The sequence below is a fragment of the Bermanella marisrubri genome (assembly GCF_012295615.1).
In the GTDB taxonomy this organism is placed as follows: Bacteria; Pseudomonadota; Gammaproteobacteria; order Pseudomonadales; family Oceanobacteraceae; genus Bermanella; species Bermanella marisrubri.
In genome coordinates this window covers 2,945,163-2,972,094 of sequence record NZ_CP051183.1, presented here as the reverse complement: position 1 = coordinate 2,972,094, position 26,932 = coordinate 2,945,163, and the positions used below count along the sequence as shown (strand labels likewise).

The 26,932-nt window shown below is 44.0% G+C and carries 23 protein-coding genes; 12 read left to right on the top strand and 11 right to left on the bottom strand.

The window, feature by feature from the left end; genetic code table 11:
* Positions 1-3: 3 nt before the first annotated feature.
* From HF888_RS13795 to HF888_RS13785, 3 genes are all read right to left on the bottom strand, one after another.
* Positions 4-3,111, bottom strand: coding sequence for an efflux RND transporter permease subunit (locus tag HF888_RS13795; RefSeq protein ID WP_007018435.1), 3,108 nt, complete (start codon positions 3,109-3,111; stop codon positions 4-6).
* Entirely contained in the window at positions 3,111-4,166 is a 1,056-nt protein-coding gene (locus tag HF888_RS13790) for an efflux RND transporter periplasmic adaptor subunit (protein WP_007018436.1), read from the bottom strand. Before HF888_RS13790 ends, HF888_RS13795 begins: the two co-directional genes overlap by 1 nt.
* A gap of 67 nt (positions 4,167-4,233) precedes the next feature.
* Positions 4,234-5,097 carry an alpha/beta fold hydrolase gene (locus tag HF888_RS13785; protein ID WP_007018437.1) on the bottom strand — a complete coding sequence of 288 codons (864 nt, stop codon included), beginning with the start codon at positions 5,095-5,097 and terminating at the stop codon, positions 4,234-4,236.
* A gap of 84 nt (positions 5,098-5,181) precedes the next feature.
* Here HF888_RS13785 and HF888_RS13780 point away from each other — a divergent pair, with 84 nt between their 5' ends.
* Entirely contained in the window at positions 5,182-5,355 is a 174-nt protein-coding gene (locus tag HF888_RS13780; protein WP_007018438.1) for a DUF6435 family protein, read from the top strand.
* A 68-nt stretch (positions 5,356-5,423) separates the two neighbouring features.
* Positions 5,424-6,170, top strand: coding sequence for a substrate-binding periplasmic protein (locus HF888_RS13775; RefSeq protein ID WP_007018439.1), 747 nt, complete (start codon positions 5,424-5,426; stop codon positions 6,168-6,170).
* Positions 6,171-6,173: 3 nt separating this feature from the next.
* Here the strand turns inward: HF888_RS13775 and HF888_RS13770 are convergent, their stop codons facing one another.
* From HF888_RS13770 to HF888_RS13755, 4 genes are read right to left on the bottom strand one after another with little or no spacing between them, the layout of a single operon-like run.
* A complete protein-coding gene (locus HF888_RS13770) occupies positions 6,174-6,887 on the bottom strand; it encodes an ABC transporter permease (protein WP_007018440.1) in 714 nt (237 codons plus the stop codon).
* A 1-nt stretch (position 6,888) separates the two neighbouring features.
* The gene (locus tag HF888_RS13765; RefSeq protein WP_168367070.1) at positions 6,889-7,596 is read right to left on the bottom strand and encodes an ABC transporter permease; all 708 of its coding nucleotides are present in this window, start codon (positions 7,594-7,596) and stop codon (positions 6,889-6,891) included.
* Positions 7,597-7,635: 39 nt separating this feature from the next.
* Positions 7,636-8,388, bottom strand: a complete 753-nt coding sequence (locus HF888_RS13760) for a transporter substrate-binding domain-containing protein (RefSeq protein WP_007018442.1) — start codon at positions 8,386-8,388, stop codon at positions 7,636-7,638.
* 30 nt (positions 8,389-8,418) lie between these two features.
* A complete protein-coding gene (locus HF888_RS13755) occupies positions 8,419-9,186 on the bottom strand; it encodes an ABC transporter ATP-binding protein (RefSeq protein ID WP_007018443.1) in 768 nt (255 codons plus the stop codon).
* Between the two features lie 305 nt (positions 9,187-9,491).
* Between HF888_RS13755 and HF888_RS13750 the strand changes: the two genes are divergently transcribed.
* The 4 genes from HF888_RS13750 (at position 9,492) to HF888_RS13735 (ending at position 13,314) form a co-directional block, all read left to right on the top strand.
* On the top strand, positions 9,492-10,607 hold the full coding sequence (locus tag HF888_RS13750) for an aminotransferase class V-fold PLP-dependent enzyme (protein ID WP_007018444.1): 1,116 nt from the start codon (positions 9,492-9,494) through the stop codon (positions 10,605-10,607).
* Positions 10,608-10,973: 366 nt separating this feature from the next.
* Positions 10,974-11,450 carry a bacterioferritin gene (gene bfr / locus HF888_RS13745; protein WP_007018445.1) on the top strand — a complete coding sequence of 159 codons (477 nt, stop codon included), beginning with the start codon at positions 10,974-10,976 and terminating at the stop codon, positions 11,448-11,450.
* A 2-nt stretch (positions 11,451-11,452) separates the two neighbouring features.
* On the top strand, positions 11,453-11,920 hold the full coding sequence (gene bfr / locus HF888_RS13740) for a bacterioferritin (RefSeq protein WP_007018446.1): 468 nt from the start codon (positions 11,453-11,455) through the stop codon (positions 11,918-11,920).
* A 68-nt stretch (positions 11,921-11,988) separates the two neighbouring features.
* On the top strand, positions 11,989-13,314 hold the full coding sequence (locus HF888_RS13735; protein ID WP_007018447.1) for an SLC13 family permease: 1,326 nt from the start codon (positions 11,989-11,991) through the stop codon (positions 13,312-13,314).
* Here the strand turns inward: HF888_RS13735 and gdhA are convergent.
* Positions 13,311-14,660 carry an NADP-specific glutamate dehydrogenase gene (gene gdhA, locus HF888_RS13730; protein ID WP_007018448.1) on the bottom strand — a complete coding sequence of 450 codons (1,350 nt, stop codon included), beginning with the start codon at positions 14,658-14,660 and terminating at the stop codon, positions 13,311-13,313. The two genes, HF888_RS13735 and gdhA, sit on opposite strands and share 4 nt — an antisense overlap.
* A 138-nt stretch (positions 14,661-14,798) precedes the next feature.
* On the opposite strand from gdhA, the gene HF888_RS13725 reads away from it, so the two are divergent.
* Both HF888_RS13725 and HF888_RS13720 read left to right on the top strand, forming a co-directional pair.
* Positions 14,799-16,466 carry a thiamine pyrophosphate-dependent enzyme gene (locus HF888_RS13725; RefSeq protein ID WP_007018449.1) on the top strand — a complete coding sequence of 556 codons (1,668 nt, stop codon included), beginning with the start codon at positions 14,799-14,801 and terminating at the stop codon, positions 16,464-16,466.
* A gap of 16 nt (positions 16,467-16,482) precedes the next feature.
* Positions 16,483-17,781, top strand: a complete 1,299-nt coding sequence (locus HF888_RS13720) for an MFS transporter (protein WP_007018450.1) — start codon at positions 16,483-16,485, stop codon at positions 17,779-17,781.
* Between the two features lie 129 nt (positions 17,782-17,910).
* Here the strand turns inward: HF888_RS13720 and HF888_RS13715 are convergent, their stop codons facing one another.
* The gene (locus HF888_RS13715) at positions 17,911-18,807 is read right to left on the bottom strand and encodes a LysR family transcriptional regulator (RefSeq protein WP_007018451.1); all 897 of its coding nucleotides are present in this window, start codon (positions 18,805-18,807) and stop codon (positions 17,911-17,913) included.
* A gap of 121 nt (positions 18,808-18,928) precedes the next feature.
* Here HF888_RS13715 and HF888_RS13710 point away from each other — a divergent pair, with 121 nt between their 5' ends.
* The 4 genes from HF888_RS13710 to HF888_RS13695 are packed head-to-tail and all read left to right on the top strand — an operon-like array spanning position 18,929 to position 24,945.
* Complete coding sequence (locus tag HF888_RS13710) at positions 18,929-20,503, top strand: NADH-quinone oxidoreductase subunit L (protein ID WP_007018452.1); 1,575 nt, start codon at positions 18,929-18,931, stop codon at positions 20,501-20,503.
* Entirely contained in the window at positions 20,500-22,968 is a 2,469-nt protein-coding gene (locus tag HF888_RS13705) for a YbcC family protein (RefSeq protein ID WP_007018453.1), read from the top strand. Before HF888_RS13710 ends, HF888_RS13705 begins: the two co-directional genes overlap by 4 nt.
* Positions 22,958-23,887 (top strand): sulfate adenylyltransferase subunit CysD, encoded by a 930-nt coding sequence (gene cysD, locus HF888_RS13700; protein WP_007018454.1) that lies wholly within the window; start codon positions 22,958-22,960, stop codon positions 23,885-23,887. The genes HF888_RS13705 and cysD overlap by 11 nt, the downstream gene beginning before the upstream one ends.
* Positions 23,887-24,945: an L-threonylcarbamoyladenylate synthase gene (locus HF888_RS13695; protein ID WP_007018455.1), complete on the top strand. Its 1,059-nt coding sequence runs from the start codon at positions 23,887-23,889 to the stop codon at positions 24,943-24,945. The genes cysD and HF888_RS13695 overlap by 1 nt, the downstream gene beginning before the upstream one ends.
* On the opposite strand, the gene HF888_RS13690 is transcribed toward HF888_RS13695, so the two are convergent.
* Both HF888_RS13690 and HF888_RS13685 read right to left on the bottom strand, forming a co-directional pair.
* Positions 24,897-26,372, bottom strand: a complete 1,476-nt coding sequence (locus tag HF888_RS13690) for a methyl-accepting chemotaxis protein (RefSeq protein ID WP_007018456.1) — start codon at positions 26,370-26,372, stop codon at positions 24,897-24,899. The genes HF888_RS13695 and HF888_RS13690 overlap by 49 nt on opposite strands.
* Entirely contained in the window at positions 26,369-26,890 is a 522-nt protein-coding gene (locus HF888_RS13685) for a PAS domain-containing protein (RefSeq protein ID WP_007018457.1), read from the bottom strand. The genes HF888_RS13690 and HF888_RS13685 overlap by 4 nt, the downstream gene beginning before the upstream one ends.
* Positions 26,891-26,932 lie beyond the last annotated feature (42 nt).

Sequence of the window (26,932 nt, the reverse complement as noted above, 5' to 3'; positions counted from 1 at the left end):
CTTCTAAATATTCTCCTGATCAATAGACTCTAGCTGTTGATTTAACATCTCTTCTCGAGCGTGAGGTGATGTGGTGTGTCGCGCCAATAGTTGGTACATAACAGGGACAATCAAAAGCGTAAACAATGTAGAAATTAATATACCCGTTAATACGACAATACCGATGACTTGACGTGTCTCAGATCCCGCACCGAATGAGAGAATCAGCGGGACTGCACCGAGCCCTGTGGTAATAGCGGTCATTAATATAGGTCGCAATCGGATACTTGCAGCAGTAAGTATCGCTTCTTCAAATTCCTTGCCTTGATCTCGCAATTGATTACAAAACTCTACGATCAGAATACCATTCTTAGCCGTTAGTCCGACCAACATAATCAGTCCGATTTGCGAATAAATATTTAATGATTGGGCAAAGATATAAAGTCCAGCTAATGCACCTACAATAGCCATAGGAACCGTAAGCATGATTACCAAGGGATGAATAAAGCTTTCAAATTGGGCTGCTAAGACCAAGAACACAACCACAAGAGCTAATGCAAAAATGAAATAAATGGATGCGTTACTATCCTCGAAGCTCTGCGATTGACCTTTGTAGCTTATAACCGCCTCACCCGGTAGGTGTTGCTTTGCTAAGTCATTCAAATAGGTAATCGCTTCACCAAGTGTATAACCTTCAGCTAGATTGGCTTCAATGGTGATAGCACGAATGCGATTAAAGCGATTCAGTTCGGCTGCATCCGCTTGTTCTTTAAAGGTCACAAGGTTTGCTAGAGGAATTAATTTTTCCTGATTGCGGCTGCGCACGAAAATGTTATTCATATCAAGAGGCGTATTTTGGATATCACGTTCACCCTCTAAGATGACATCATATTCTTCGCCGCGATCTAAAAAAGTCGTAACCCTGCGTGAACCTTGCAGTATGGCTAATGTTTCACCAATTTCTTGTGCACTTACGCCTAGGTCAGCGGCTCTTTCACGATTGATGTCTACCACGACTTGAGGTTTGGTTTCTTTGTAATCATGGTCTAGGCCTACGAGCCCAGGGTTTTCACCCGCTTTTTCCATAATGATGTCGCGCCACTGGGCAAGTTTGTCGTAACTCGGACCACCAATAACAAATTGGACAGGTTTGCCTAGGCCGCCGCCTAAACCTTGTCGCATGACGCTGAATGCGCGCACCCCAGCAAGATCCGAAAGTCGCTTGTTGACGTCTTGCATTATGGTAAACGCGGATCGACGCTCGGCCCAATCATTCAAAACTATGATGACAAAGCCACCGGAAAAGTCTGACGTACTACCAAAGCTGCGTGGTGTGCGTACCAGTAATCGTTTTACTTCTCCGCTATCAACCATGGGCATCAAACGTTTTTCGACTTCATCCATGTAGGCTTTACTATAGTCATAGCTTGAACCTTCAGGTGCAGACACAAATACAAAGAAGGCGCCACGATCTTCTTTAGGTGCGAACTCACTAGGCACTTGATTGAATAGCCAAACGCTACCTAGCAATCCGACCAAGAGCATAGCAAATGTCATGAAGGGTTTTTTCAATCGTTTCTTTAAATATTCTTGGTAAGTTCTACTTAAACTATCCAATACTTGATCTGTTTTTACTGTAAGCCAACTTTTATGTTCGTGACCGTGCAATAGTTGGCTACACAACATTGGCGATAGGGTGAGAGCTACGATGGACGAAAAGCCAATGGCAGCGGAGATGGCCACGGCAAACTCGGTAAATAATTTACCAATATCGCCCTCTAAAAACGTGATAGGTAAAAACACACTGATCAACACTAATGTTGTCGCTACGATTGCAAACGCTACTTGTCGCGCACCCAAAAAAGCCGCTACTAAAGGAGGCTCGCCGCTGTCGATACGACGGTGAATGTTTTCCAGCATAACAATGGCATCATCTACTACCATGCCGATGGCGAGTATCATGGCCAGCAAGGTTAAAAGATTGATGGTGTAACCCAAAAAGTACAAAACAATAAAGCTACCCAATAAAGAAACGGGAACTGTTAACGCGGGAATCAGGGTTGCTCGGACATTACCTAGAAACAAATAGATCACTATGATCACGAGAATCATGGCAATGAACAAGGTCTGATAAACTTCTTCGATACTTTGTTCAATGAACACCGAGCTATCATAGCTGGCCAACAGATCCATGCCTTCTGGTAGAGTTTCATTGATCTCAGTTAAAAGCGCGCGTGCTTTACGAGCGACGTCTAAGGTGTTTGCTGTACTTTGCTTGGTGATACCAATGCCGATCATTGGCACGCCATTGCCGCGGAAGGATTTACGTTTTTCTTCGGCTCCTAGTTCAACTCGGGCAACATCCTTTAGCTTTACGACAAAACCATTTTTGTTTTGCAGTACGAGATTGCTAAGAGCCTCTGGCGTGGGATATGCGCGTTCTAAGCGTACGGTAAATTGTCGCTGATCACTCTCAATACTGCCCGCTGGTAATTCAATATTTTCTCGTCTTAGAGCATTGGCGATGTCAGCTACTGTCATTTGTCGTGCGGCCAATTGTTTGCGATCAAGCCATATACGCATAGCATAGTCTAGTCCACCGCCAACACGAACGCGCGCGACGCCGTCAACAACACTGAAGCGATCAACTAAATAACGGTTCGCGTAATCGGTTAATTGCAATAAGTTCATGCGGTCACTTACGAGATTGAACCACATGATAGTATCGTCCCCTGCACCCGCTTTACTGACCTCTGGAGGTTCAGCTCCTTCAGGCAGGTTTTGTAATATACGAGAGACTCGATCGCGAACATCATTGGCTGCACCATCAATGTCTCGACTAAGGTTGAACTCAATCGTGACATCAGATTCACCGTCTTCGCTTTGGGAAATGATATTTTTAATGCCCTCGATACCCGATATGCGATCCTCAATGACTTGCGTGATGCGCTTTTCTACCACTTCGGCAGCTGCACCCGTGTAGTCGGTACGAATATTAACAACCGGCTCATCGATGTCGGGATATTCACGAAGCGGCAACTTATCAAACGCGATCAGGCCAAATGCAACGATGATCAAGCTGATAACGGATGCAAAAACCGGACGTTTAACCGCAGTATCGGTGATAATCATTATGCACCCTCACGCCAAGTTTCTACTTGGGCTTCTACCTGACTGCCCGGGCGCACTTTTAATAAGCCTTGATGTACGATTTGCTCGCCATCTTTCAAGCCTTCAATTACTTCTACTTCACCCCGAGTACGTAGTCCTACCTTTATAGCGCGCTCATTTACGACCATGTTTTTATCGACGATATAAACATAATGTTGTTTTGCACGCATAAATATGGCTTCTTCCGGGATCATAATAGCTTGTCGTTGTTCACTAATAATACGTAGTACTAGCATCATGCCGGGTTTTAATTTTTGATCTTGATTATCAATGGTGGCACGGACACGAATGCTACGAGTCGTATTGTCTATGCGACTATCTAGGGTTTTGATTTGGCCATTAAAGTTGAGTTTAGGATAAGCATTGCTGATGGCATTCAGTGATTGATTTGGCTGGATATAAGGTAGGTAAGTTTCGGCCATTTCGAATTCCACTTCGAGCTGATCGATTTTATCAAGAGTGGTGATGCTGTCACCGGGGCTCAATAAAGCACCAGGGCTAACAAAACGTAAGCCTAACTGTCCTGAAAACGGTGCGCGAATTCTGCGATCGGCAATTTTTGCTTGAGCCTCCTTTATACGGGCGTTGGCTAAATCTATTGAAGACTGCAAACGGTCTAACTCTGAGGCCGATACACTTTTTTGTTTGACTAGGTTTTCTATACGTTTATATTCACGTTTTTGCTCAGATAGGTTTACGCGAGCCGCTTTAAGCTGAGCCTCTTCCTCTTCAGAGTTGAGTGATACCAACAAGGTACCTTTATCCACCTTCTGACCTTGTTGAAAATGGATACTTTCAATTTTTTCAGTAACGCTACCTGTAATGGTGACAGATTCTTGCGCACGGGCTGAACCGATGGCTTCAATGGTTTGTTCCAATGGCTTCGTTGTTACACTATGCAGCACGACCGGAGTCGGTCCTCGATCTCGTGACTGTGAGGCATCACTGCTGAGAAAGCGCCATGTGATAGCGGCTATTATGGTGAGTGCTGTGATGATTAAAACGTTCCGGATCATAATATGGCCATCGGCAAATATGGGTTTTATACGGGTACTTTATGACAAAGGATCTTGTTAATGGTTCTTATTTATCGTGGTGTTGGCGCAAAAACTTCGATATGACTGAGTTAAACCAAATAGGATCCTCTAAAGCCGTCATGTGTCCAATGTGCTTTGCATGAGCGTGCTCAACATTGGGAATGTTGTTAATAAAATACTCACTGGTTTTCGTGAAAATAGGATCCAACTCTGCAGTGACCACTAGGGTAGGACATTCAATGGTCCGTAACGCGCTCTCATGGTGATCGGGGTCGTTGTAAAATACGCGGACGAAGTCTGCAATACTGTTTTGATCGCCGTGTTTCATCATTTCATAGGCTGCATCAAACATTGCTTTAGGGTCTTTGTGGTTGGCAAGCCCCTTAAACAATGGACCAGGTTGCAGCTTCAACCCTTGAATGATTTGCTGCCAAGAGAAGTGCTCAAAGCTGTATGCCATAGCTTTAATTGCAGCTTCGTTTGCGAATTTAGGCATCTTACTGAACATTATGCTGGCGCTGGTATTACAGAGCAGTAATGAACGCAAACGTTGATTGGCACCTTGCCCGTAATGCATCGCATATCGGGCTGCGACCATGCCGCCAGTACTATGTCCCATCAGATGGAAGCGATCAATATCTAGATGGTTTGCTAGTGCATTTACATCTTCGATTAACACCTCAACGTCATAGCCTTTCGGTTCGCCATCCACTGTAGTGAGTCCGTGGCCACGCATATCAAGACACACGACATGGTAATCTTTTGCCAAAGACTCAGTGATACCAGTGTCGGTCCAATAATGGGTATTTTGCGCTAGGCCATGCAACGCAATAACTGTGCCCTTGCTTTTTTCTTGTGAGCATTCTTCTACATAATGGAAATTCACATTGTGATGCTGAAAATAAGGCATGAATACTCCCTTGCGCTGGATTTGTAATCGGACTTCGTCATTAGTGCGTAAAAACCTTACCGTTCAATGACAGGCCAGTAAATTATGTTTGGATTCCTGAAGAAAGATCCTATCAAAAAACTCGAGAAAGAGTACGAAATGACATTGGCAAAAGCCATGCAGTATCAGCGTAATGGCGATATTAAAACGTATTCTGCATTGAGTGAGAAAGCTCAGGGTATATACGAAGAGATTCAGAAAAAAAAGTCCCAAGGCTAAATTGCTATATCGCTTAATGCATTATAAGGTGATTAATAAATACTCAACAATGTATCTATAAGGCACCCATGCGAATCGTTTGTTTGATTTTTGCGATTATTAGCATTGGCTCCAGTCAGGCGTCACAACTGGTGGTGGGCATCAGCGAGGGAGATTATGCTCCTTTTTATTATGATACCGACGAAGGGTTAACCGGCGCAGCGGTGGAGATTGTCGAGCTCATCGCACAGCAAACAGGACATTCAATCGCATATCAGCGTTTGCCTTGGAAGCGAGTTCAGCAATATTTGGCGCAAGGCCGTATTGATTTAGTGATGCTGTATTTTAAATCGCCTGATCGCGCTAGTGATGTGCATTACGTTGAGCCTGCAATTCTTCACGAAAGTAGTCACTTGTTCGTTATGGCTAGCCAACGTATTGAATTCGAAGGTGATTTAGAGAGCCTCTCTGGTTTTCGTTTCGGCTATGTTGATGGCTATTGGCACGGCAATAGTTTTGAACAATTTGAGCCGAAAGTTAAAAAGACGTATGCAAATAGCCGTGCATTAATTACGGCGCTTCAGCGTGGAGTAATTGATGTAGCGGTGGGAAACGAAGCAGTAATCGGACATTTGCTAAAAGAAATTGGTTTGCGCTTGCCAATTAATTTTCTACAGCCAGCCATCGATTATGCTCCAGATTACATTGCGATTTCGCGACAAATAGACGATGCGGAGAACTTGTCCGCTGACTTTGCTAAAGTGCTGGAGCAGTTCACTCAAACCCAGCGCTACAGGGATATTTTGAAAAAATATGGAATAACGAAGCCTAGGTAAACGTTACCTAGGCTGTAAGTGGCCTAAAAGGCGCTTTTCCAATTGTTTGAACAACATGATTATGCTGAAGGTCAAACATAGGTAAATCGCAGCCACGAACAAGAAGGCTTCAAAAGGTGCGTAGAAGCGTGCGTAAATGTCCCGCGCTGCACCCGTTAGATCAATGATCGTCACCGTAGAAGCTATCGCGCTGGCGTGCAACATAAAAATTACTTCATTCGTATAGGCTGGGATAGCACGACGAAACGCACTGGGAAGAACAATACGCTTCATACATTTTGACCAGCTCATGCCATAGGCTCTCGCAGCTTCAATTTCGCCTTTACTGGTTGTCTCAATAGCGCCTCTGAAAATTTCAGTGGTATAGGCCGCTGTATTTAAGGCAAAAGCGATTAAGCAAGGATAATAAGCGCGTTCAAAAATGACCCAAAAAACAGAATCTTGGATACCTTCAATGAGCGTAACACCATAATAAATCAGGTATAGCTGTATCAGTAATGGTGTGCCGCGAAATACATACGTGAACACCCATACTGGGTAGTTAATCAACGGATTTTTACTGGTGCGCATAATCGCTAAAGGAACCGATACCAGCAAGCCAATGATTAATGAAAGAAAAACCAACTGGGTGGTCATAACAAAACCATCCCAATAATGTTCTAATGTGGTGAGATTAAATATCTCATTTTGATCAATTAAAGCGAGTAATGCGTCCATTTTAAGCCTCCACAATGCCAGCGTTGTAGCGTTTCTTTAGACGCTTAAATACCCACTCTGAAATCGCAGTTAGCATCAAATAGACGAAAGCAACCGGAATCAAAAACAGGAAGGGCTCTCCGGTAGTTTTAGCGGCTTCTGTGGCAAGACGCACCATGTCCGCAAGACCGATTACACTGACCAATGCAGTGGTCTTTAATAATACCTGCCAATTGTTGCCGAGGCCTGGCAAGGCATGTCGCATCATTTGTGGAAACATTATACGCGTGAAAACCTGCCAGCGATTCATGCCATATGCCTTGGCTGCTTCTATCTGGCCTACATCCACGGCAATGAATGCACCGCGAAAGGTTTCTGTCATGTAAGCACCAAAAATAAAACCAATCGTGATAACGCCTGCTACAAACTCATCGATGTTTATGAAGATATCGATTTGTTCGTCGCTGGCAAAATACAGCCATTCAGTAAAACTATTGAATGCGATTTGACCACCAAAAAAGATGAGCATCATCAAGACTAAGTCCGGCACGCCGCGAATAAGGGTAGTGTAAGTAGTAGCCACAACCTGCGCCGTTTTACTCGACGAAAGCTTAGCTACAGCACCTAACAAACCTAATAGAAAGGCGATAAGGAGTGATAATAAGGCCAATTCGATGGTGACCATTGCACCACCGAAAATACTTGGACCATAACCTTGTAAATCTATCATTGCGGACGTGCCGTTTCCTAAATCAATAAAACTTAGTAATTAAATTTTGATACTGTAGCTGAAGTATTTTTTCATGATGCGGTCATAGGTACCGTCATTCTTCAACTTCTTAAGTGCAGCACTGACCTTTTTCTCTAGATCTTTGTTGCGCTTGTTAAATGCCGCAGCGATGCCTTCGCCAAAGATAGAAACAGGTTTATTCACCATGTCGCCAACTTGCTCGTAGCCTTTGTCGTCTTTAAGCATGCTTTCGCCCACAGGCGCATCCACAAATAACGCATCAAGACGTTCACCTTTAAGGTCGATCACCATGTCATCTGCTGTTGTATAGCGAACGATTTCTGCTTCTTTGTGCATTTCAGTTAGGTAGGTATCTTGAACAGTGGCACGCTGAACACCAATGCGCTTGCCTTTGCTGTCAGTTGGGTTGAAGCCATTACCTTTTTCTGCAAAAAACGCAGAAGGTGTTTGATAATATGGTTCAGAGAAAAGTACTTTCTGTTTACGTTTTTCATTGATCGACATGGAAGAGAAAATCATGTCGTATTTGCGCGCTAGTAGACCAGGGATAATACCGTCCCAAGCTTGGATGACCCAATCACAATCTTGCTTTGTGATTTCTTGGCATACTGCATTGCCTAGCTCGATTTCAAAACCGGTTAGGCTACCGTCTGGGGCTTTGTATTCAAACGGCGGGTATGGCGCGTCAACGGCCACACGAATCGGGTCCGCAGCATTTGCACTTACAGAAAGTGCTAGCGCACTAAAAAGAGTTAGTAGTTGGCGTTTCATTGTCGTTCTCCTGAGGTTTATCTTATGGTTTTAATAAACAGATGAAATGAATTGCTTAAAGCGTTCCGAATTAGGATTGTCGAATAGAACAGAAGGGTCGCCCGATTCCTCAACTTTGCCTTCGTGCAAAAACATTAACTGATTGGCAACGTCTCGGGCAAATGCCATCTCGTGGGTGACCACCACCATGGTTCTGCCCTCTTCGGCGAGCTCGCGCATGACCTTTAGTACTTCGCCTACTAATTCAGGGTCAAGTGCCGATGTGGGCTCGTCAAATAACATGACTTCTGGATCCATGGCTAAGGCTCGTGCAATGGCTGCCCGTTGTTGTTGACCGCCTGACATATGAGCTGGATAGTAATCTTTGCGATCGTATAGGCCCACTCGATTCAGATGTTCGTTTGCTCGTTCTATGGCTTCTGCTTTGGATAGCCCCAGGACGTGAATAGGTGCCTCAATGATATTCTCTAATACGGTCATGTGAGACCATAGGTTAAACCCTTGAAACACCATAGATAGTTGGGCGCGAATACGTTCCACTTGGCGGGTATTGGCAGGGATGCGTTCGCCTTTTTTGTCGTGGCTAAATTCAATGGATTCCCCTTGCACGATCACGTCCCCTTGGGTTGGGATTTCGAGCAAGTTAAGGCAACGTAGGAAGGTACTCTTACCTGAGCCAGACGAGCCGATAACGGATATTACGTCGCCCTTGTTGGCTTCAAGCGAAATCCCCTTGAGTACTTCATGGTCACCAAATTGCTTGTGGATATTGTTGGCCACCAAAGGGGCATTTGCCATGGATATCTCCTAATGCTGACGAAAGCCTATCTGATAAATAGACCGATTTTCACATTTTCCAGCCTTTTTGAGGCGCAGAATTTAAAGGGCGCAGACTCTATCCTATTTGGATAAAATTTTCTTTAGTTCCCTCGATAAAATTTTCTTCGTTCTTAGCAGTGTCTAAATTACGGTAGAATTGTTATAAATACAAGCCCCATAATCGCCATTTGATCTGCTTTGCTGCCCATATTTAGTGCAACTCTGGGGTTTACAGGGCGCGACTTGTCTTTTTAAATACACACAAAATTGTAATAGGTTTTACCATGGCTCTAAGAAACGATATCGATCCAGATGGACTACTCGAATATAGCGTGGTCTTTACTGACCGCTCACTTAACCATATGTCGCAAAGCTTCCAGCACGTTATGCGCGACATCTCCCGTGAACTGAAGCAGGTATACAATGCCGATGGCGTCATTGTGGTTCCTGGTGGCGGTACCTATGGTATGGAGTCCGTTGCACGTCAGTTTGCCAATGATGAAACCTGTCTAGTGGTTCGCAACGGCTGGTTTAGCTATCGTTGGACCCAAATTCTAGATATGGGCAAAATTACATCTGAGCACCACGTATGCAAGGCACGGACCAAAAGCGCCAGTCGTGCCTTTGAACCAGCGCCTATTGACGAGGTCGTGGCGAGTATTCGTGAGAAACAGCCTGCTGTGGTGTTTGCTCCTCATGTGGAAACCTCAAGCGGCATCCTTCTGAGCGACGATTATGTCCGACAGCTAGCGCAAGCGGCCCATGATGTGGGCGCATTGATGGTATTGGATTGCATTGCATCCGGTACGCTTTGGGTGGATATGAAAGATCTTGGTGTCGATGTATTAATCAGTGCACCTCAGAAAGGCTGGAGTGCTTCACCATGTGCCGCTTTAGTCATGATGAGCGAAAACGCATTGAAGCGACTGGATGAAACAACGAGTAGCTCCTTCGCATGTGACCTCAAAAAATGGCAACAAATTATGCAGGCCTATGAGAACGGCGGTCATGCTTATCACGCCACTATGCCTACTGATGCGCTTAAAAAATTCCGCGATACTTTACTGGAAAGTAAAGAATACGGCTTCGATAAGTTAAAACAACAGCAAATCGATTTGGGTCAGAAAGTCCGCGCCATGTTAGAAACGCATGGTTTTGACAGTGTGGCGGCCGATGGCTTTAAAGCGCCGGGAGTTGTAGTGAGTTATACCGATGATGCCGACATGCAAAATACCAAGAAATTTGCACAGCAAGGCTTGCAGGCTGCAGCGGGGGTTCCATTGATGTGTGACGAAGGAGATGATTTCAAAACCTTCCGTATTGGTTTGTTTGGTTTAGATAAGCTCAAAGATGTGGATCAAGCCGTAGCGAAATTGGAGCAGGCCATTAAAGCCATGTAAAGATATACTTAGCGCTGAATCGAATGATCGAATCGGGCTAAAGCATTCAAAATATTAAAAGGCACTTAGGGTCACCTAAGTGCCTTTTTTGTTGCCAACAAGAAAACTGGATTGATTATTAGAGAGTGGGGTGGGCGAATTGTGATAGAGAAAATAGAGAATGATTCTTAAAGATAACAGGAAAAACTTACAAAAATTCGTCACTTAACGCTGTAAACAAAACTGATAATAAATCCTATTATTGTTAACTGAAAAAAATAGCGTTAAATACGTAAAAAATTGGAAAAACTAGATGTTTTAATGCAAAGTATGACTATATTTTATGAGGCATGAGTTGATGCGTGTCAATTCAAAAAGGGTTCAATTATGAAAAGCACTTCGGATATTCTTGATGCGTTAAATGGTGTGCTCACTACCGAGTTAACATCTATTAACCATTATTTTTTACATGCGAGAATGTTTCGCAATTGGGGCTTTGAGAATCTAGATAAAGTCGCTTATAAAAAGTCCATCAAGGACATGAAACAGGCTGATGAATTAATCGAGCGTATATTAATGCTCGAGGGGCTACCTAACCTTCAGCGTTTGTCCCCGCTTAAAGTGGGTGAACAACCTAAAGAAATGATCACACTGGATGAAACCTTTCAACATGAGCAGATTGATCAGCTAAAAAGCGCCATCGCTTTGTGCGAAGAAAAGAAAGATTTTGTCAGTCGCGGCATCCTAAGCGAAATTCTTGAGTACGAAGAAGATTACTTAGACTTCGTAGAAACTCAACTACATCAGATTGACGCTATTGGTATTGAAAACTATTTACAATCGCAGCTTGAAGAGGACGAATAACCATGAAAGGCAATAACGATATTATCAATGCATTGAATGGTTTGCTGGCCTATGAATTAGCGGCAATGGATCAGTATTTCATTCACTCAGAAATGTATGCCGATTGGGGCTTGCACAAATTGTATGAGCGTATCGCTCATGAATTTGATGATGAGAAAGGCCATGCTAAAAAACTGATCGAGCGGATTTTAATGCTTGAAGGTAAGCCGGATATGACCACCCGTGATGGTCTAAACATCGGACATGATGTGCCTTCTATGTTGCAAAGCGATTTAGATGTTGAGTACGCAGTCGGCAACGCGTTAAAAGATGCCATGGCTTTATGTGAAAAAGAGAAAGACTTTGTTACACGCGATATGTTGCAAGAATTGCTGGATGATACCGAAAGAGATCATGCTCATTGGCTAGAGCAGCAGTTAGGATTGATTCAGCGCATTGGTTTACAAAATTACTTGCAGTCACAGATGTAAACTTAGAGCAACTTCATTATGATAAAAGGCAGCGGTTAAGCTGCCTTTTTTATTGCTAGGTGATTAATATGAACAAGCCACTCCTAATTATCATTCTACCTATCGTCTCTTGGCTGCTTGCCTCGTCTGTGGTTGATGAGAATGTTAAACAAGATGGTTTGTTCATTATGTTATTGGCGGCCAGTTTTTGGTTCAGCCAAGTTATTCATATCAGCATAACAGCGTTATTGATTCCCGTGCTGGCCGTTATTCTTGGCGTATTTGATGTTAAATCGGCGATGGCCCATTTTGCTCATCCTATTATATTTTTATTTATGGGCGGCTTTGCACTCGCTGCTGCACTGAAGCAACACGATTTAGATCAATGGCTAGCACAACGATTCGTCAAGCAAGCACGGGGTAATGGTGTATTGGTTTGCTTGATGATGTTTTTAGTCACTGCATTTCTTTCCATGTGGATCAGTAACACGGCGACAGTGGCTATGATGCTGCCCATTGCGCTAGGGCTACTGAGTGCCTTAAGTGTGCAGCGAGATAATAGTACGTATGTGTTTGTCCTTCTGGGAATTGCTTATAGCGCTAGTATCGGTGGTATCGCGACTTTGGTGGGAAGTCCTCCGAATGCCATTGCGGGTGCAGCACTGGGGTTGAGTTTTTCTGAATGGATGGCGATTGGTCTACCCGTTACTTTGGTATTTTTGCCTTTGATGTGGGTACTGCTCTTTGTTGTATTGAAACCTAATGTAAAAGCGTTGGCTCAGCCACATGAGACCATTTCAATTCAATGGACGCGACAACGAGTTGTGACCGTTATTATATTCCTTATAACTGCATGCATGTGGATGCTAGGTAGTGAACTAAAACCTCTCATTGGTATTGAGCAAAGTTATGATGCTTGGGTTGCGCTATCGGCCATTATCTTATTGCATGTCACGGGTTGTTTATCATTTGAAACCTTCGAAAAGCAAACTCAGTGGAGTGTATTACTGCTGTTTGGTGGAGGTCTGTGTTTAAGTGGGGTTTTAACGGAAACGGGCAGCAATGAATTCTTAGCGAATCTCATAGCATCGGCATTAAATGATATGCCAACGATGCTCATGTTGATCGCTCTTTCACTGTTCATTATTTTTATGACGGAAATTTCCAGTAATACCGCATTGGCTGCGCTTATGGTGCCGACGTTTATTGGTATTAGCGAGGCTATGGGCTTGTCGCCGACAGCTTCCGCATCAATGGTTGCTGTGGCAGCTTCGTGTGCATTTATGCTTCCTGTGGCGACGCCACCCAACGCCATTGTCTATGGCAGCGGTTATGTTTCTCAATCGCAAATGATCCAAATGGGCTTTGTATTAAATATACTAGCCGCTATTTTGGTCCCGCTGATCGTGTTTTAGCCTACACCTTGAGAGACGATCGCATCAGCCACTCGTTTAAATGCAGCCAAGTTGGCACCTTTTCGATAGTGTATGAAGCCATTGTCTTGTTGACCTTCCTCACAGCATTGGGTGTGTATATTTGTCATGATGGCTTTTAGCTTTTCGTCTAGATCATCATACCCCATTGGTGTGAAGGAGGCATTCTGAGCCATTTCAAACCCTGACAGCGCAACGCCACCCGCGTTGGATGCTTTACCTGGCGCATGTTTAATACTGCTTTCTTCAAAACAATCAATAGCGTCTTGTGTACAAGGCATATTCGAACCTTCTGCCACATATTTCACTTTGTTTTTTACTAACTTTTTGGCATCGTCAAGCTTAAGTTCGTTTTGCGTTGCACATGGCAGTGCAATATCACACTCAACTTCCCATGGTGTTTTATCGTCATGCCATTTGGCATTGGAGTCGCCATTGATACTTTTCAACAACTCCGTAGAGTCGCTATAACACTTGCCTTGTCGCTCAATCAGTTCATTTATGTGATACTCTTCTAAACCTTGTTCAACATATAAGTAACCTTTACTAGACGACAGTGTAATCACTTTGCCGCCCATTTGAATGGCTTTTTTTGCCGCATGTAATGCAACATTGCCAGCACCAGATATCGCGATGGTTTTGTCTTTCAATTCTTCATCGTCTTGCTTTAGCATTTCACTAATAAAATAGACTAAACCATATCCAGTAGCTTCTAAGCGTACATGGCTGCCACCAAACTCAATGTCTTTACCCGTGAGAGTACCGCTAAAACTATTGGCTAGGCGGCGGTATTGGCCGAATAAGTATCCAATCTCACGAGAACTCACATTAATATCGCCAGCGGGAATATCTGTATTTTCGCCTATGTGACGGTACAGCTCGTTCATGAAAGCTTGGCAAAACCGCATGATTTCACCGTCGCTACAATTACGTGGGTCAAAGTCACTGCCACCTTTAGCACCACCCATGGGTAAAGTTGTGAGGGCATTCTTGAAAGTTTGCTCGAAGCCAAGAAACTTTAATATGGATTCGTTGACACTGGGGTGAAAACGTAGGCCCCCTTTGTAAGGGCCGATAACACCACAATACTGGACGCGCCAACCGCGATTCACGCGAATGCGACCATCGTCATCTTGCCATGTCACTCGGAATGAAATAATTCGATCTGGCTCAGTCAAGCGTTCTAAAATGTTCCAATTTTGATAGCGCTCTTCGTCTTCGACGAGACCATGGACATCACAAACAACTTCTTTGACAGCTTGAATAAATTCTTCTTGACCAGGATTGCGTTCTTCTAGCCATTGATAAAACGAGTCTAAGTCAGACATAAGCATTCCTTTGAGAATTTAAAAGGTGTACGGACCTAATTAAAGGATAGATCACAATATAGAGAAGTCTGTATTTGCGCGTTTGACGTAGCAGTGAGAGTCATGCAATCTAGAAAAACACATGTGAAGGAGCGCAACATGAAAGTTTCTGATTTATTTGTAAAAGTTCTGAAGCAACATGGTGTTCGATACCTGTTCGGAATTCCAGGTGATGCCATCAATGATTTAATGGAATCAGTGCGTAAAGAAGAAGGTATTGAGTTTATTCAAGTCAAGCATGAAGAGGCAGGCGCGTTAGCCGCATCTGTGCAGGCTAAACTAACAGGTAAGCTCACCGCTTGCGTGGGGACCAGCGGCCCTGGGGCTATTCATTTATTAAATGGATTGTATGATGCGAAAATGGATCATGCTCCAGTGCTAGCGATTACAGGTCAGGTTGAAACTCAATACATGGGTACGAACTATCATCAAGAAGTGGATCTTGAACGCTTATTTTCAGATGTATCTTGTTATTCGCAAACGGTTACGACGGCCAATCAATTGCCCGATGTTTTGTTAGAAGCTTGCCGCGCTGCCATTTCTGGTCGTACTGTTGCGCACCTCAATTTACCGAGTGACATAGCGCAAAAACAAATCAACGAAGATGTAAGCGAGCTTTCTGATACAGTATTTGAAACACACACGATCCCTTCTACTAGCGATTGTAATGAAGCATTAAAGTTGATTGATGATGCCCAACGAATTTGTATCTTAGCGGGCATTGGTACTGCTTGTGCAAAACCTGAGTTGTTGGAGTTATCAGAAAAATTAAAAGCGCCGATTGTTCGCACTCTTAGAGCAAAAGAAGTGATTGATGATCAGCATCCAAATTGCATTGGCGGTCTCGGTTTATTAGGTGGAAAACCTGCCATTGAGGCCATGAACGATTGTGATTTGTTACTGATGATTGGTACCGACTTTCCTTACAAGGAATTTTATCCGAAAAACGCTAAAGTCATTCAGATTGATATTGAAGCAACCCAAATCGGTAAACGTCATCCGGTGAATGTGGGTTTAGTCGGGCATGCACGCTTTGTAATACAGGCCTTATTGGAGCAACTAACACCTCGCTCCGATGATGCCTTTCTCAGTGTGTTGCAAGATGCAATGCAAAGTTGGAGAAAGAGCCAATACAAATCTGAAACCAGTAGCGATTTCCCGATTAAACCGCAGCGTTTGATTCACGAAGTCAGCCGCGTAGCTCCTGACGATGCTATTTTCGTGTGTGATACCGGGACGGTTAACGCTTGGACTGCGCGTCATTTACATGTTAAGCCCAGTCAGCGTTATACCTTGTCATCAGCACTAGGTACTATGGGGGTGGGTTTACCCGGAGCCATAGGTGCCAAGCTTGCTTATCCTGATCGAACGGTTATTTCTCTTGTAGGGGATGGTGGCTTTGCTATGACCATGACCGATCTTGTGACGGCGGTCAATTATGATTTACCCATGGTCATTATAATTTTAAATAATCAAAAACTTGGGTTTATCAAGTTAGAACAAGAGGCGGCCGGTTTGCCAGCGTTCGGTATTGATTTAAAGAATGCGGATTTTGTTGCGTTCGCAAAGGCGTGCGGTGCCGATGGAATATCTGTTGAGCAACCAGAAAATCTAGAAACCGCCATTGAACAAGGATTGCTATCACACAAGCCATTTGTGATAGATGTTAGTATCAATCCAGACGAACTTATCATGCCGCCTAAAATAGAAGCCAGCCAAGCAATGAATTTCGTCAAAGCCAAAGCGAAAGAATGGTTAGGCCAGTAGTACGGATTAAATATAAATGAGCTTAGATCTAGATAAGTTATATCAATACGCAGCAAATGAGGAAGATGCACGGGTTTGCAAGGATATTGATGAATCGGCGTGCAAAGAAGTACCTGGTAATTTTTTCAAAATTTTACTAACGCAAACTCTCACGAAACTTGCCGATGCTCTGGCTAGCAGTAAAGTTGTTTTGCCTTGGTTAATGGCCGGAGCAGGTGTGCCCGCTTTATACACAGGTTTAGTTGTGCCCATTCGGGAGTCTGGTTCATTACTACCGCAGTTATTTATTGGCGGAGTGATTCGTAGTTATCCTGTGCGTAAATGGAGCTTTGTGTTGGGCAGCGTGTTGCAAGGTGTATGCGTCTTGCTCATGATGTGGACCCTTCTTACTTGGCAGGGAACGCAAGCCGGTATTACTACGATCGCGTTATTAATTGTCTTCAGTTTAAGTCGTGGTTTGTGCTCAGTAGCCTCTAAAGATGTGTTGGGAAAAACCATTCCCAAGTCTAGACGCGGTCTACTAACTGGATACGCCGGAAGTAGCTCAGGTTTGGTGACCTTGTTAATTAGTGTTGGTTTGTTTGTTTATGTGGATCCTGATGCTGGTGTTTATCCTTATCTATTGGCGATTGCTGCTGGAGCTTGGTTCTTAGGAGCGTGGTCTTATGCTTCAGTCAACGAGTTTGCTGGTGAGACCGATGGTGGCGGTAATGCCTTTAAAAACGCCATAGAGAGTTTGTCTATATTAAAAACTGATCCAGAGTTTTCTCGCTTCGTTACCGTGCGGGCGTTTTTACTTAGTACAGGTTTGGCCGCGCCTTTCATTGTATTGGCTGCACAGTCATCCGATCTAGCACAGAGTTGGATGAATTTGGGCTTGTTTGTTGGTGTTAGTGGTTTAGCTAGCTTGTTGTCAGGGCGCTTTTGGGGGCGTTTTGCAGATCTAGCCAGTCATAAACTTTTAATGATTACAGCCGGACTATCGACTGTTATATGTGCCCTTGTTGTGGCAACAATGTGGTTATCAACACCATACGACTTTTATCTATATTTGATTTTATTTTTCGCTCTATCTGTCACCTTGCAAGGCATCCGCATCGCGCGAAAGACCTATGTGGTGGATCTTGCTGGTGGTAATAAGCGAACCGAATACGTATCAGTTAGTAATACTGCCATTGGTTTTTTACTATTAATCTCAGGTGTGATTACCTCTGTTATCGCATTGTATTCACAAATAGCGGTAATGGTGTTCTTCTCCTTAAGCGGTTTAGCTGCTTGTTTAATCGGTCGTAAATTACCCAGCGTAGCCGATTGAAACTTACTATTTGTTCATGCAGGAGGGCACCAACTCATGAGACCCGCCAAGAATGAAATGAGTAACAATCAACACAAGTTTTTGGCTTTGACCACATTTAACGTGTAGACCAAGTCCTTGATGTCGCTCCTATTTTAGTTGGCTGGCTTGTCCCAACAAATCAGCGACTAGGCTCGGACGAAATTGTCGCTGCACAGTGATAGCGTAGAAGTTTTCATAAATGTTAGGTAGAGGCATCACCGTATGTAGAATGCCTTGCTTAATTTCATCTCTCACGACGACTTCTGGCAGTACTGCTAGTGCGCCGCTGTCTCTGGCCAGCAAACGCATCATTGCCATATCGTCGGCTTCGGCCAAAATATCCGGTTCGAATTGATGCACACTGCAAAAACCATCAAAGCTTCTTCGTATTTCGCTGTTAGATGCTGGTAAGACCCAACGATATTGGTTGAATCCGTGAGGAAATGGGTGCACTGGTTTGATGTGTTTTGCACCCACGATTGAGAGTGATTGGCGGGCGATTAGCTGACTTTGCCAAGGCGCGTCGTCATTGCTGGGACCACTAACTTGCGCATTGGTAAGAATTAAATCGAATTCATGCTGGCTCAGTCCATCTAGTAGGTTGGCCATACCTCGGGCGTGCAGGCTGAAGCGTACCTTATTCGAAGACTGTTGTAGAAGAGGGTTGATAAAACCTTCGATGAAGTTTCTCGACATGGTCGACAATATGCCAATACGGATATGCTGGTACTCAGGTTCTATGCCTCTTCTTATCAAGGATTCGAGCTCTTCACCCTTACTAAATATATCTTGTGCATAACCTAATACGCGCTGCCCAGCTTCAGTGAGTACTAACTTCCTACCTCTGCGTTCGAACAAATCTGTGCCCATACTTTCCTCCAGTTGCTTCACCTGTGAAGACAGCGCACTTTGAGAAACGTGGAGACTTTGTGCTACCTGAGTGAGGTTGCCATGAGTCGCAACCTGCCAAAAGTAGTAGAGATGATGATAATTGAGTCGGCTCATATAGTTCTCTTTTATAGAACGAAAACTTATTTTATATCTATTTTACTTTAATTCCAGTAAGACGCCATACTTCGCGTATTCGCTGATTTAAACAGCAAACTTTCGAATTAAGGTGATGGCTATGCAAGATTGGATGATGTTTGGAGCTTACTTGATGGTTCCCGTGATTCTAGCAATGGCTGCGATAGCGGTATTGCTTAATCGCGACACCATAATTTGGGGTATCGCTAAGTGTGCCACGGGAATCGCCTTCATTTTTGCTAGTCTGCTGGCCGTGATGGCTTTATTCGGTGCTCGTACTAGTGAGCCGACATCTTGGATTGCCATTACTCCACTGACTCAAATTTTAATGATATTGGTCAGTTTTATTGCCCTAGTGGTAATGCGTTATAGCCATCGCTACCTAGAGGGGGAACCGAGACAAGCTCGCTTTGTTGCTCTGCTTCTTATGACATTTTCAGCGGTGAATGTAGTACTGCTAAGTAATCACATGTTGCTGATGTTGGTGGCATGGATAACCGTTAGCTTATCCATGCACCAACTACTGATGTTCTATCCAGAAAGGCCACGAGCAGCTTTGGCTGCCCACAAAAAGTTTTTGTTTGCGCGCTTAGCAGAGGGGTCTTTGTTGCTCGCATTCATCTTGCTATACCACGTGCATGGCACATGGCAGATTGATTTAGTATTGGCCGCATATCAAGGTAGCGAAGTCGCACTGAGTTTTCATGAGCAACTGGCGGCTGTGTTAATTGCGAATACAGCTCTTATCAAGTGTGCGCAGTTACCCATGCACGGTTGGTTGATCCAAGTAGTTGAATCGCCTACTCCTGTGTCGGCAGCCTTACATGGTGGCGTTATTAACATGGGTGGTTTTCTACTCATGAGCTTTGCTGCGTTATTTAGCCAAGCGTTCGTAGCTCAATGGTTCGTCTTAATTGTGGCTGGCCTCTCAACGGTATTCGCCGCTTGGATTATGGCAACACGTATTAGTGTGAAAGTCCGTTTAGCTTGGTCTACCAGCGCACAAATGGGATTGATGCTTGTGGAATGTGCTCTTGGTCTATACGAGCTCGCTCTGTTGCACCTTGTCGCTCACTCTTGCTACAAAGCGTACGCATTTTTGTCGGCCGGAGATGCGGTCAACCAATATAAACAGCGCTTGTTGGCTTGGGGGCGCGTGCCTGAGATCAAAGATTGGATTAACGCTTTCTTGCTAGCAGGCATTTTAGTCGGCTTAGCCATTTTGGCTGCCAATCACATTAATCAAAACTTGACGTTAATGTTGAGCCCTTGGTTGCTTATCTTGCTGGCGTTAACCACTTATTTGGCTGAGCGTCGTAGTCAATTACACGCACTATCGATTGTTCAACTTTTAGCGGGTGCTTTGTTTTTGGTGGTCAGTTATACACTTCTTAAGTCCTTAGCGGCCTTAAGCTTTTCTGATGTGGTTGTTCAGCATCAAGGGTATGCAGACATTTGGATGAGTGTGCTGTTTGCATTCTTGTTCTCTGGATATCTTTTACAACGCTATGCCTTGCATTGGCATGCAGTGCAAAAAATTCAATTGTATCTCTATGCAGGCTTATACCTAGATGAGTGGGCGACGCGCATTACGCTAAAGGTATGGCCAATACGTTTACCGATGCGAATGAAAGCGAAACAACTCCAGTCTTCACATAAGGAGTCATTATCATGATCCCTGTAAAACAAGATGTTGAAATGGCGCTTGCAGAAAATATTGAAAACCTACTTCACAAGGCCTGTGAAAAGATTGCGCCCACTTGGCCTTTAGATGAATTCATTGCCGTGAATCCATTCTGGAAAATGCGTAATGAGTCTATAGACCAAGTTTCTTCCAAGCTATCTGCTCTTGCACAAGTGCAATGCTTAATGCCTGCCAGTTACTATTTGCAACAGTGGCAGCAGGGAAAAATTAAAGAAAAACATTTGCAGCGTGCTGCAAGCCTAATGGGTTCAAAAGAAACCAATAAAAACCTTTTAGCGGTTGTCAAACAGCAAAGTGACTTGCCCCATTGGCATCATATTAGTGACTTACTGGATAGTGGTCGTGATCGTCAGCATAAAATGGCGTGGCGTGATGAAATCACTCATCAAATCAGTCAGTTTTGCGCGGCTTACTTTCAGAAAGACGGTCCAGTTAACCCAACCCGCCTTGGTGAAAGTAAAAATCTTTACGAGCAGTGGTTATGGGTTGTGCAAAAAGATAAAGGCATTGCCATTCTTATGGATGAGGCGCGCTTGAATGATTACTTTAAACAGCTACCCGATAATGAAGAGAGTCTAATCGCACGTGCCCTTATGGATCTCCAAGTCAGTGAAATTGCAATTGAAGACTATGCACACGCCTTGCTTTTAGATATTAATGGTTGGGCTTCCTGGATTGCCTATTTAAATTGGCAAAAGGATCTTGGCCAAAGTGAAAATAATGTGCCTAGCATGATGAGCTTATTGGCGATTCGTATGGCCTGGGAATGGGTGCTTTGGCAATATCATAATGATGAATACCCCCATTTGGGGCGTAAGCTTTCTCATATGTGGCAGAAAGAACAAGCCTCTCTACCGCAACTTATCCGTCAGCATGAAGATTTGCAAAAAACACTCTGGGTTTGGCAGCGAGCAATGGAACTGGCTTATCAGGAGCAGATTGCTGAGCAGTTGCTCGCAAACAATGAAAGCAAGGATTTACAGTCGGCGAAAATTGAACGACCTAAACTGCAAGCGGCATTTTGTATTGACGTTCGCTCTGAGGTGATTCGTCGTGCATTAGAGTCACAGAATTCGGACATTCAAACACTTGGCTTTGCAGGTTTCTTTGGTTTACCCATTGAATATTCGCCACTGGGTTCACAGCGTTCAAGAAAACAGTTGCCGGGATTATTAGCACCGAGCATTCGAGCTGAGCTTGATAGCTTTGCTCGCCATGAGCAAGAGCAAAAAGCAAGTCGGGGCTATAACAGTCAGGCTCGATATCAAGAGTGGAGCCAAAGTTCGGCTGCTTCTTTCAGTATGGTCGAGGCAGGTGGATGGATGTATGCCTTTAAACTACTGAAGCAAAGCTTTTGGCCCAGCAAAAAATCAGATTCCATGGTGCCCGATAATCATTCTTGGGTATTAAAAACCGGACATCGATCATTAACCCGCGAAGAAAAAAGCAATCTAGCGGCCACTATTTTGAAAGCAATGGGATTAACACACAACATTGCGCCTAGCGTATTACTGGTAGGCCATGGTGTGCAGTGCAGTAACAATCCACATGCAGCCGGGTTGGAATGTGGCGCTTGCGGTGGACAGAGTGGTGAAGTGAATGTGCGCGTATTAGCGCAACTCTTGAATGATTCTCGAGTTCGTGAGGATATGGCTCAGTTTGATATTAATATTCCATTAGAAACTCAGTTTATTGCTGCGTTGCATAACACAACGACGGATGAAATTCGCATTTTGAGTGAAGGTCATACACTACGCTTAGAGATGCAAGAGTGGTTGCAAAACGCGCAAGTTCTTGCCCAGCAAGAACGAGCTGTTCGGCTTAAATTAGATGCCAGTGATGAGCGCCTGTCTCAATACATTGAGCAGCGTACAAAAGATTGGTCACAAGTACGTCCTGAATGGGGATTGGCAAATAATGCAGCATTTATCATCGCGCCCCGCGATATGAGTCAATCCGTGGATTTACAAGGAAGGGCGTTTTTACACGATTATGATTGGCAAAAAGATCAAGACGGTTCTTTGCTGCGTACCATAATGACAGCCCCTATGGTGGTCACCAATTGGATAAACATGCAATACAATGCATCGGTTTGGGATAACCATAAATACGGTAGTGGCAATAAGGTATTGCATAATGTGGTGGGCGGCAATATCGGCGTATTTGAGGGCAATGGTGGTGATCTACGAATAGGTTTACCTATGCAGTCGATTCATGATGGCGAAAACTGGCAGCATCAAGCAATGCGTTTAAGTGTATTTATTAGAGCACCAAGAGAACGCATCGAGCAGATTATCGAAACTGAATCTGTAGTGAGTGACCTAGTCAAAAATGGGTGGCTGCATCTATTGCAGATTTCGGATGATGGGAAAAACGTTGCGCAATTTGCTTTAAACCAATGGCATGAAATGGGAGTAGATACAATTGAACATTGATCGTCATTTAAGTCATTTACAAGCATTGGAAGCGGAAGCGATTCATATCATACGCGAGGTGGCAACTAGCTTTGATAACCCTTGTATGTTTTATTCTATCGGCAAGGATTCAACCGTTATGCTTCACCTTGCACGTAAAGCTTTTCACCCCGCAAAGGTACCGTTCACGTTGTTGCATATCGATACCACGTGGGAGTTTGGTGAAATGGCTCAATTTCGCGACCGCTTGGTGGATAAATTGGATTTGAATTTAAAAGTTCATATTAATCATGAAGCCTTGGAAATGGGCATTCACCCAATTGAATCGGGTTCAGTGAAATACAATGATTTCATGAAAACCCAAGCATTAAAGCAGGCGCTTGATGATCATAAGTTTGATGCAGCTTTAGGTGGTGCCCGACGCGATGAAGAAAAGTCACGTGCCAAAGAACGAGTTTTTTCCATTCGTAACCACAAGCATCAATGGGAGCCTAAATCACAGCGACCGGAGTTATGGAATATTTACAATACCTCTCTCGGGATGGGAGAAAGTGTACGAGTATTTCCATTGTCCAACTGGACGGAGTTGGATATCTGGCTTTACATTTTGCGTGAGCAAATTGAAATTGTGCCTTTGTATTATGCGGCACCGCGCTTGAGTTGGATTGATCAAGATAGCGGACAAATTTTGGCGCTGGATGATGAGCGTATGCTGCCTCATTTAACACCTCAAGAGAAAGATTCTTTAGCTGAACGATGGATACGGTTCCGAACGCTTGGTTGCTACCCGCAAACCGGAGCCGTTGAAAGTAAAGCAACGCAGGTTACTGACATCATTGCTGAGATGCTGATGAGTAATACCAGTGAAAGACAGGGGCGGTTGTTGGATAAAGATCAATCCGGCTCCATGGAAAAGAAAAAGCGAGAGGGCTATTTCTGATGACAGCAAAATTATTGAAAGCCCATTCAGCGAAGGATCGTCAGCAAGCGGGTGCGATTCTAAAGCAGGGCGGACTGGTAGCCGTGCCCACTGAGACGGTGTATGGCTTGGCGGCAGACGCGCGCAACGATATTGCGCTGGCGTCGATTTTTGAAGCGAAAGGCCGGCCTGTTGATCATCCACTTATCTTACATATTGCCAATAGCACGGAGCTAGAAAAATGGGCCCGTGATGTGCCGCATATTGCTCAAAGTTTGGTAGAAGCTTTTTGGCCTGGTGCGCTTACATTAGTTTTGAAAAAAGCTGAAGGCGTATCGGATATTCTTACCGGTGGTTTGGACACCGTTGCCATTCGTATGCCAAATCAACCAGCATTACTCGATATATTGCGCACTCATGAATTGATAGTGGCGGCACCTTCCGCTAATCCCTATGAAAAATTGAGCCCTACTCAAGCGCATCATGTTATGAACGGTATGGGAGAGCTTATTGATGCAGTGGTTGATGGTGGTGCTTGTGAGCAAGGAATCGAATCGACGATTTTGGATATCAGTGACTATCCTCGGACGTCACCGCGGGTTTTACGCCCTGGTCCGATATCAGCATCACAAATTGAAGCGGTATTAGATCAAACCGTGCTACAACCTGATAATCACAACGAAAAAGTGTCAGGTAACAAAAAAGTTCACTATCGACCAAAAGCTACCCTAGTTTTGTGTGAAACCGAACAGCTAGACGCACTCATAAGAAACGGTGTTGCAGGTGTGTTTCTTTATCATAGCGAGATAATTGAAACCGCTCTTAACGACAGTCAGTTGCATGGTGATCAAATTGCTTTGCGCTTACCTGCCGATCATCAAGGTTATGCTCAATCTTGGTATAGCACATTGCATGAAGTGGACTGCCTAATGCCTGATACCGTCTACACAGAGTGTGTACCCAATAATACCGAATGGTCTGGCATCGCAAATCGCATAGCAAGAGCGGCTATCGAGCTGAATGCTTATGATCAAAATAAGTCGGCATCAGACTCTGATACAGAAGAATGTTTAAGCTGATTCACTAAGTCAAAGACTTGATCACTGGCGGATTCGGCATTGCTCATGTGCTGTACCACGATATCGGGACGAGATTGAGAGGCATGGGCTGAGGCTGAAAGTGCTTTATGAACCTCTTCGTGAATAATGCGATGAGGTTCTTCAATTTGTGCAAATGCATGATTGGCTGAATAGCCTGCTTGAGCATCGTTAGAGTCATACCACTTACCCATACGGCATTCAGTATGGGTCAAATTCACTTCCTGTCTCGCCTGATCACTTTCGTTATTGATAGCAAAATACGCGTTTTGCTTGTAGATAATGTGATCCAATTTGATCAGCGTTAAGAAACTATCACGATTAACACCCACCAATACATCGGCAATTTTATCGGCTGAATCGGTAATGGTATTGACGCCTTGGACTACATCAACCAGCTTTTCATTGGTGCGCTTCGCTTGCTCTGATGCATGTAGAGATGAGTCTAAGGTTTGTTTCATAGCAGAGGTAAAGCCATTAATCTTTCTGAAAATTTCTTCTGCAATCTTTTGCGTTTGCTGAGATAGGTGTTTTACTTCATCCGCAACCACCGCAAACCCTCGCCCATGCTCTCCGGCACGAGCAGCTTCGATACTGGCATTTAATGCTAATAGGGTCGTTTGTTCGGTAATTTGATTAATCAGTGTCAGTGATGACTCTATTTCTTTGGCTTGCTGACTAAGCGTTTCATTCACCGAGACAATCTTGCCCATGGCATTGTCAATGCTTTCAATGTCGCTACTCATGGCCTTGATGTTTTGATTGGCATCTTGTGAGCGACTGCGGTTATTTCTCGCTAGTTCAGTCACCCCATCAATTTGCGCACTCATGGTGATTAAGTCGGATTGGTTTAGGTTTAAGTTATTGATAAGGTTGGTAACATTCAGTTCTGCTAGCTTGCTGTTCAAGGCGATACTATTTTGCAGCTTTTTACCTTGACGCATAACATGAATAGCGTGCTCAAAAAAGTCTAATGATTGTGCAAACTGTCCGTATAGGTTTTCTTTGATAGGCAAACGATCAAAGTCATTCGTTTCTACTCGCTTCATACACGCATTGACTTCGTTAAAATAGGTTTCCACTTGATCTAAAAAATCATTTAATTCCCATGCTACAAAACCGATTTCACCCAGATTAGGCGTATCCGTAATTCTACGATTGAGTTGGCCTTTGTTTGCGAAACGCAAAGCGCCATGCATGTATCGGACAAGATGTTCGACTTTCATCGCAGACCAGGATAAAAAGCTAATGCTGAGTGCGATAAGGAATAGACAGCCAAGTGTAATAGCATGCTCATATTGCTTGGATATAAGAGGGGCTAGAGCGGCCACTATTAAAGAAAAGATACATATGCCCACAACAATGAATAACTGTGTACGATAAAGTGGCAAGCGAGAGCGTTTACTCATGAAGTCACTCCACTTATGTCATGGCTCTTATTAGCAGAAGTTTGTATCGTAATGCGCGCTTTTAAAAAGTATTGCACACTGGCGTTGATGGATTCATCGGTGCCAGGTTTTTCTATTTCAAGCATGGCTTTATAAATGGGTTCGATTTGCTCTATTAATTCTTGTGACGCTTCCCTTCGCACGGAGAAAAAACCGTTTTGGTTCCCTTCTCCATCATCAGTGGCGTTGATCAGCGCATCGCTCCAATAGTATTCACCCATAGAGGTAATGTTCTTAATAATGCCGGTGAATTCATGATGCGCCTCTAATTCCTGCCACATATGGCGGAAGAACCCTTTGGGCATATCTGGATGGCGAATAATATTATGGGGCTGACCCAGCAATTGGCCTTCATGTAATTGAGTAACTTTCATAAAGGCGCGATTTATATAGGTAATATTGCCCTTAAGATCTGTTTTACTGCAGATATTCTTTCCCTGCGGCCATGTTGCTTGCTTGGCAATTGGCGTGATATCCATAATGTTTGTACCAATTAGAACTCTCTTATAAGGCTAGTTCAT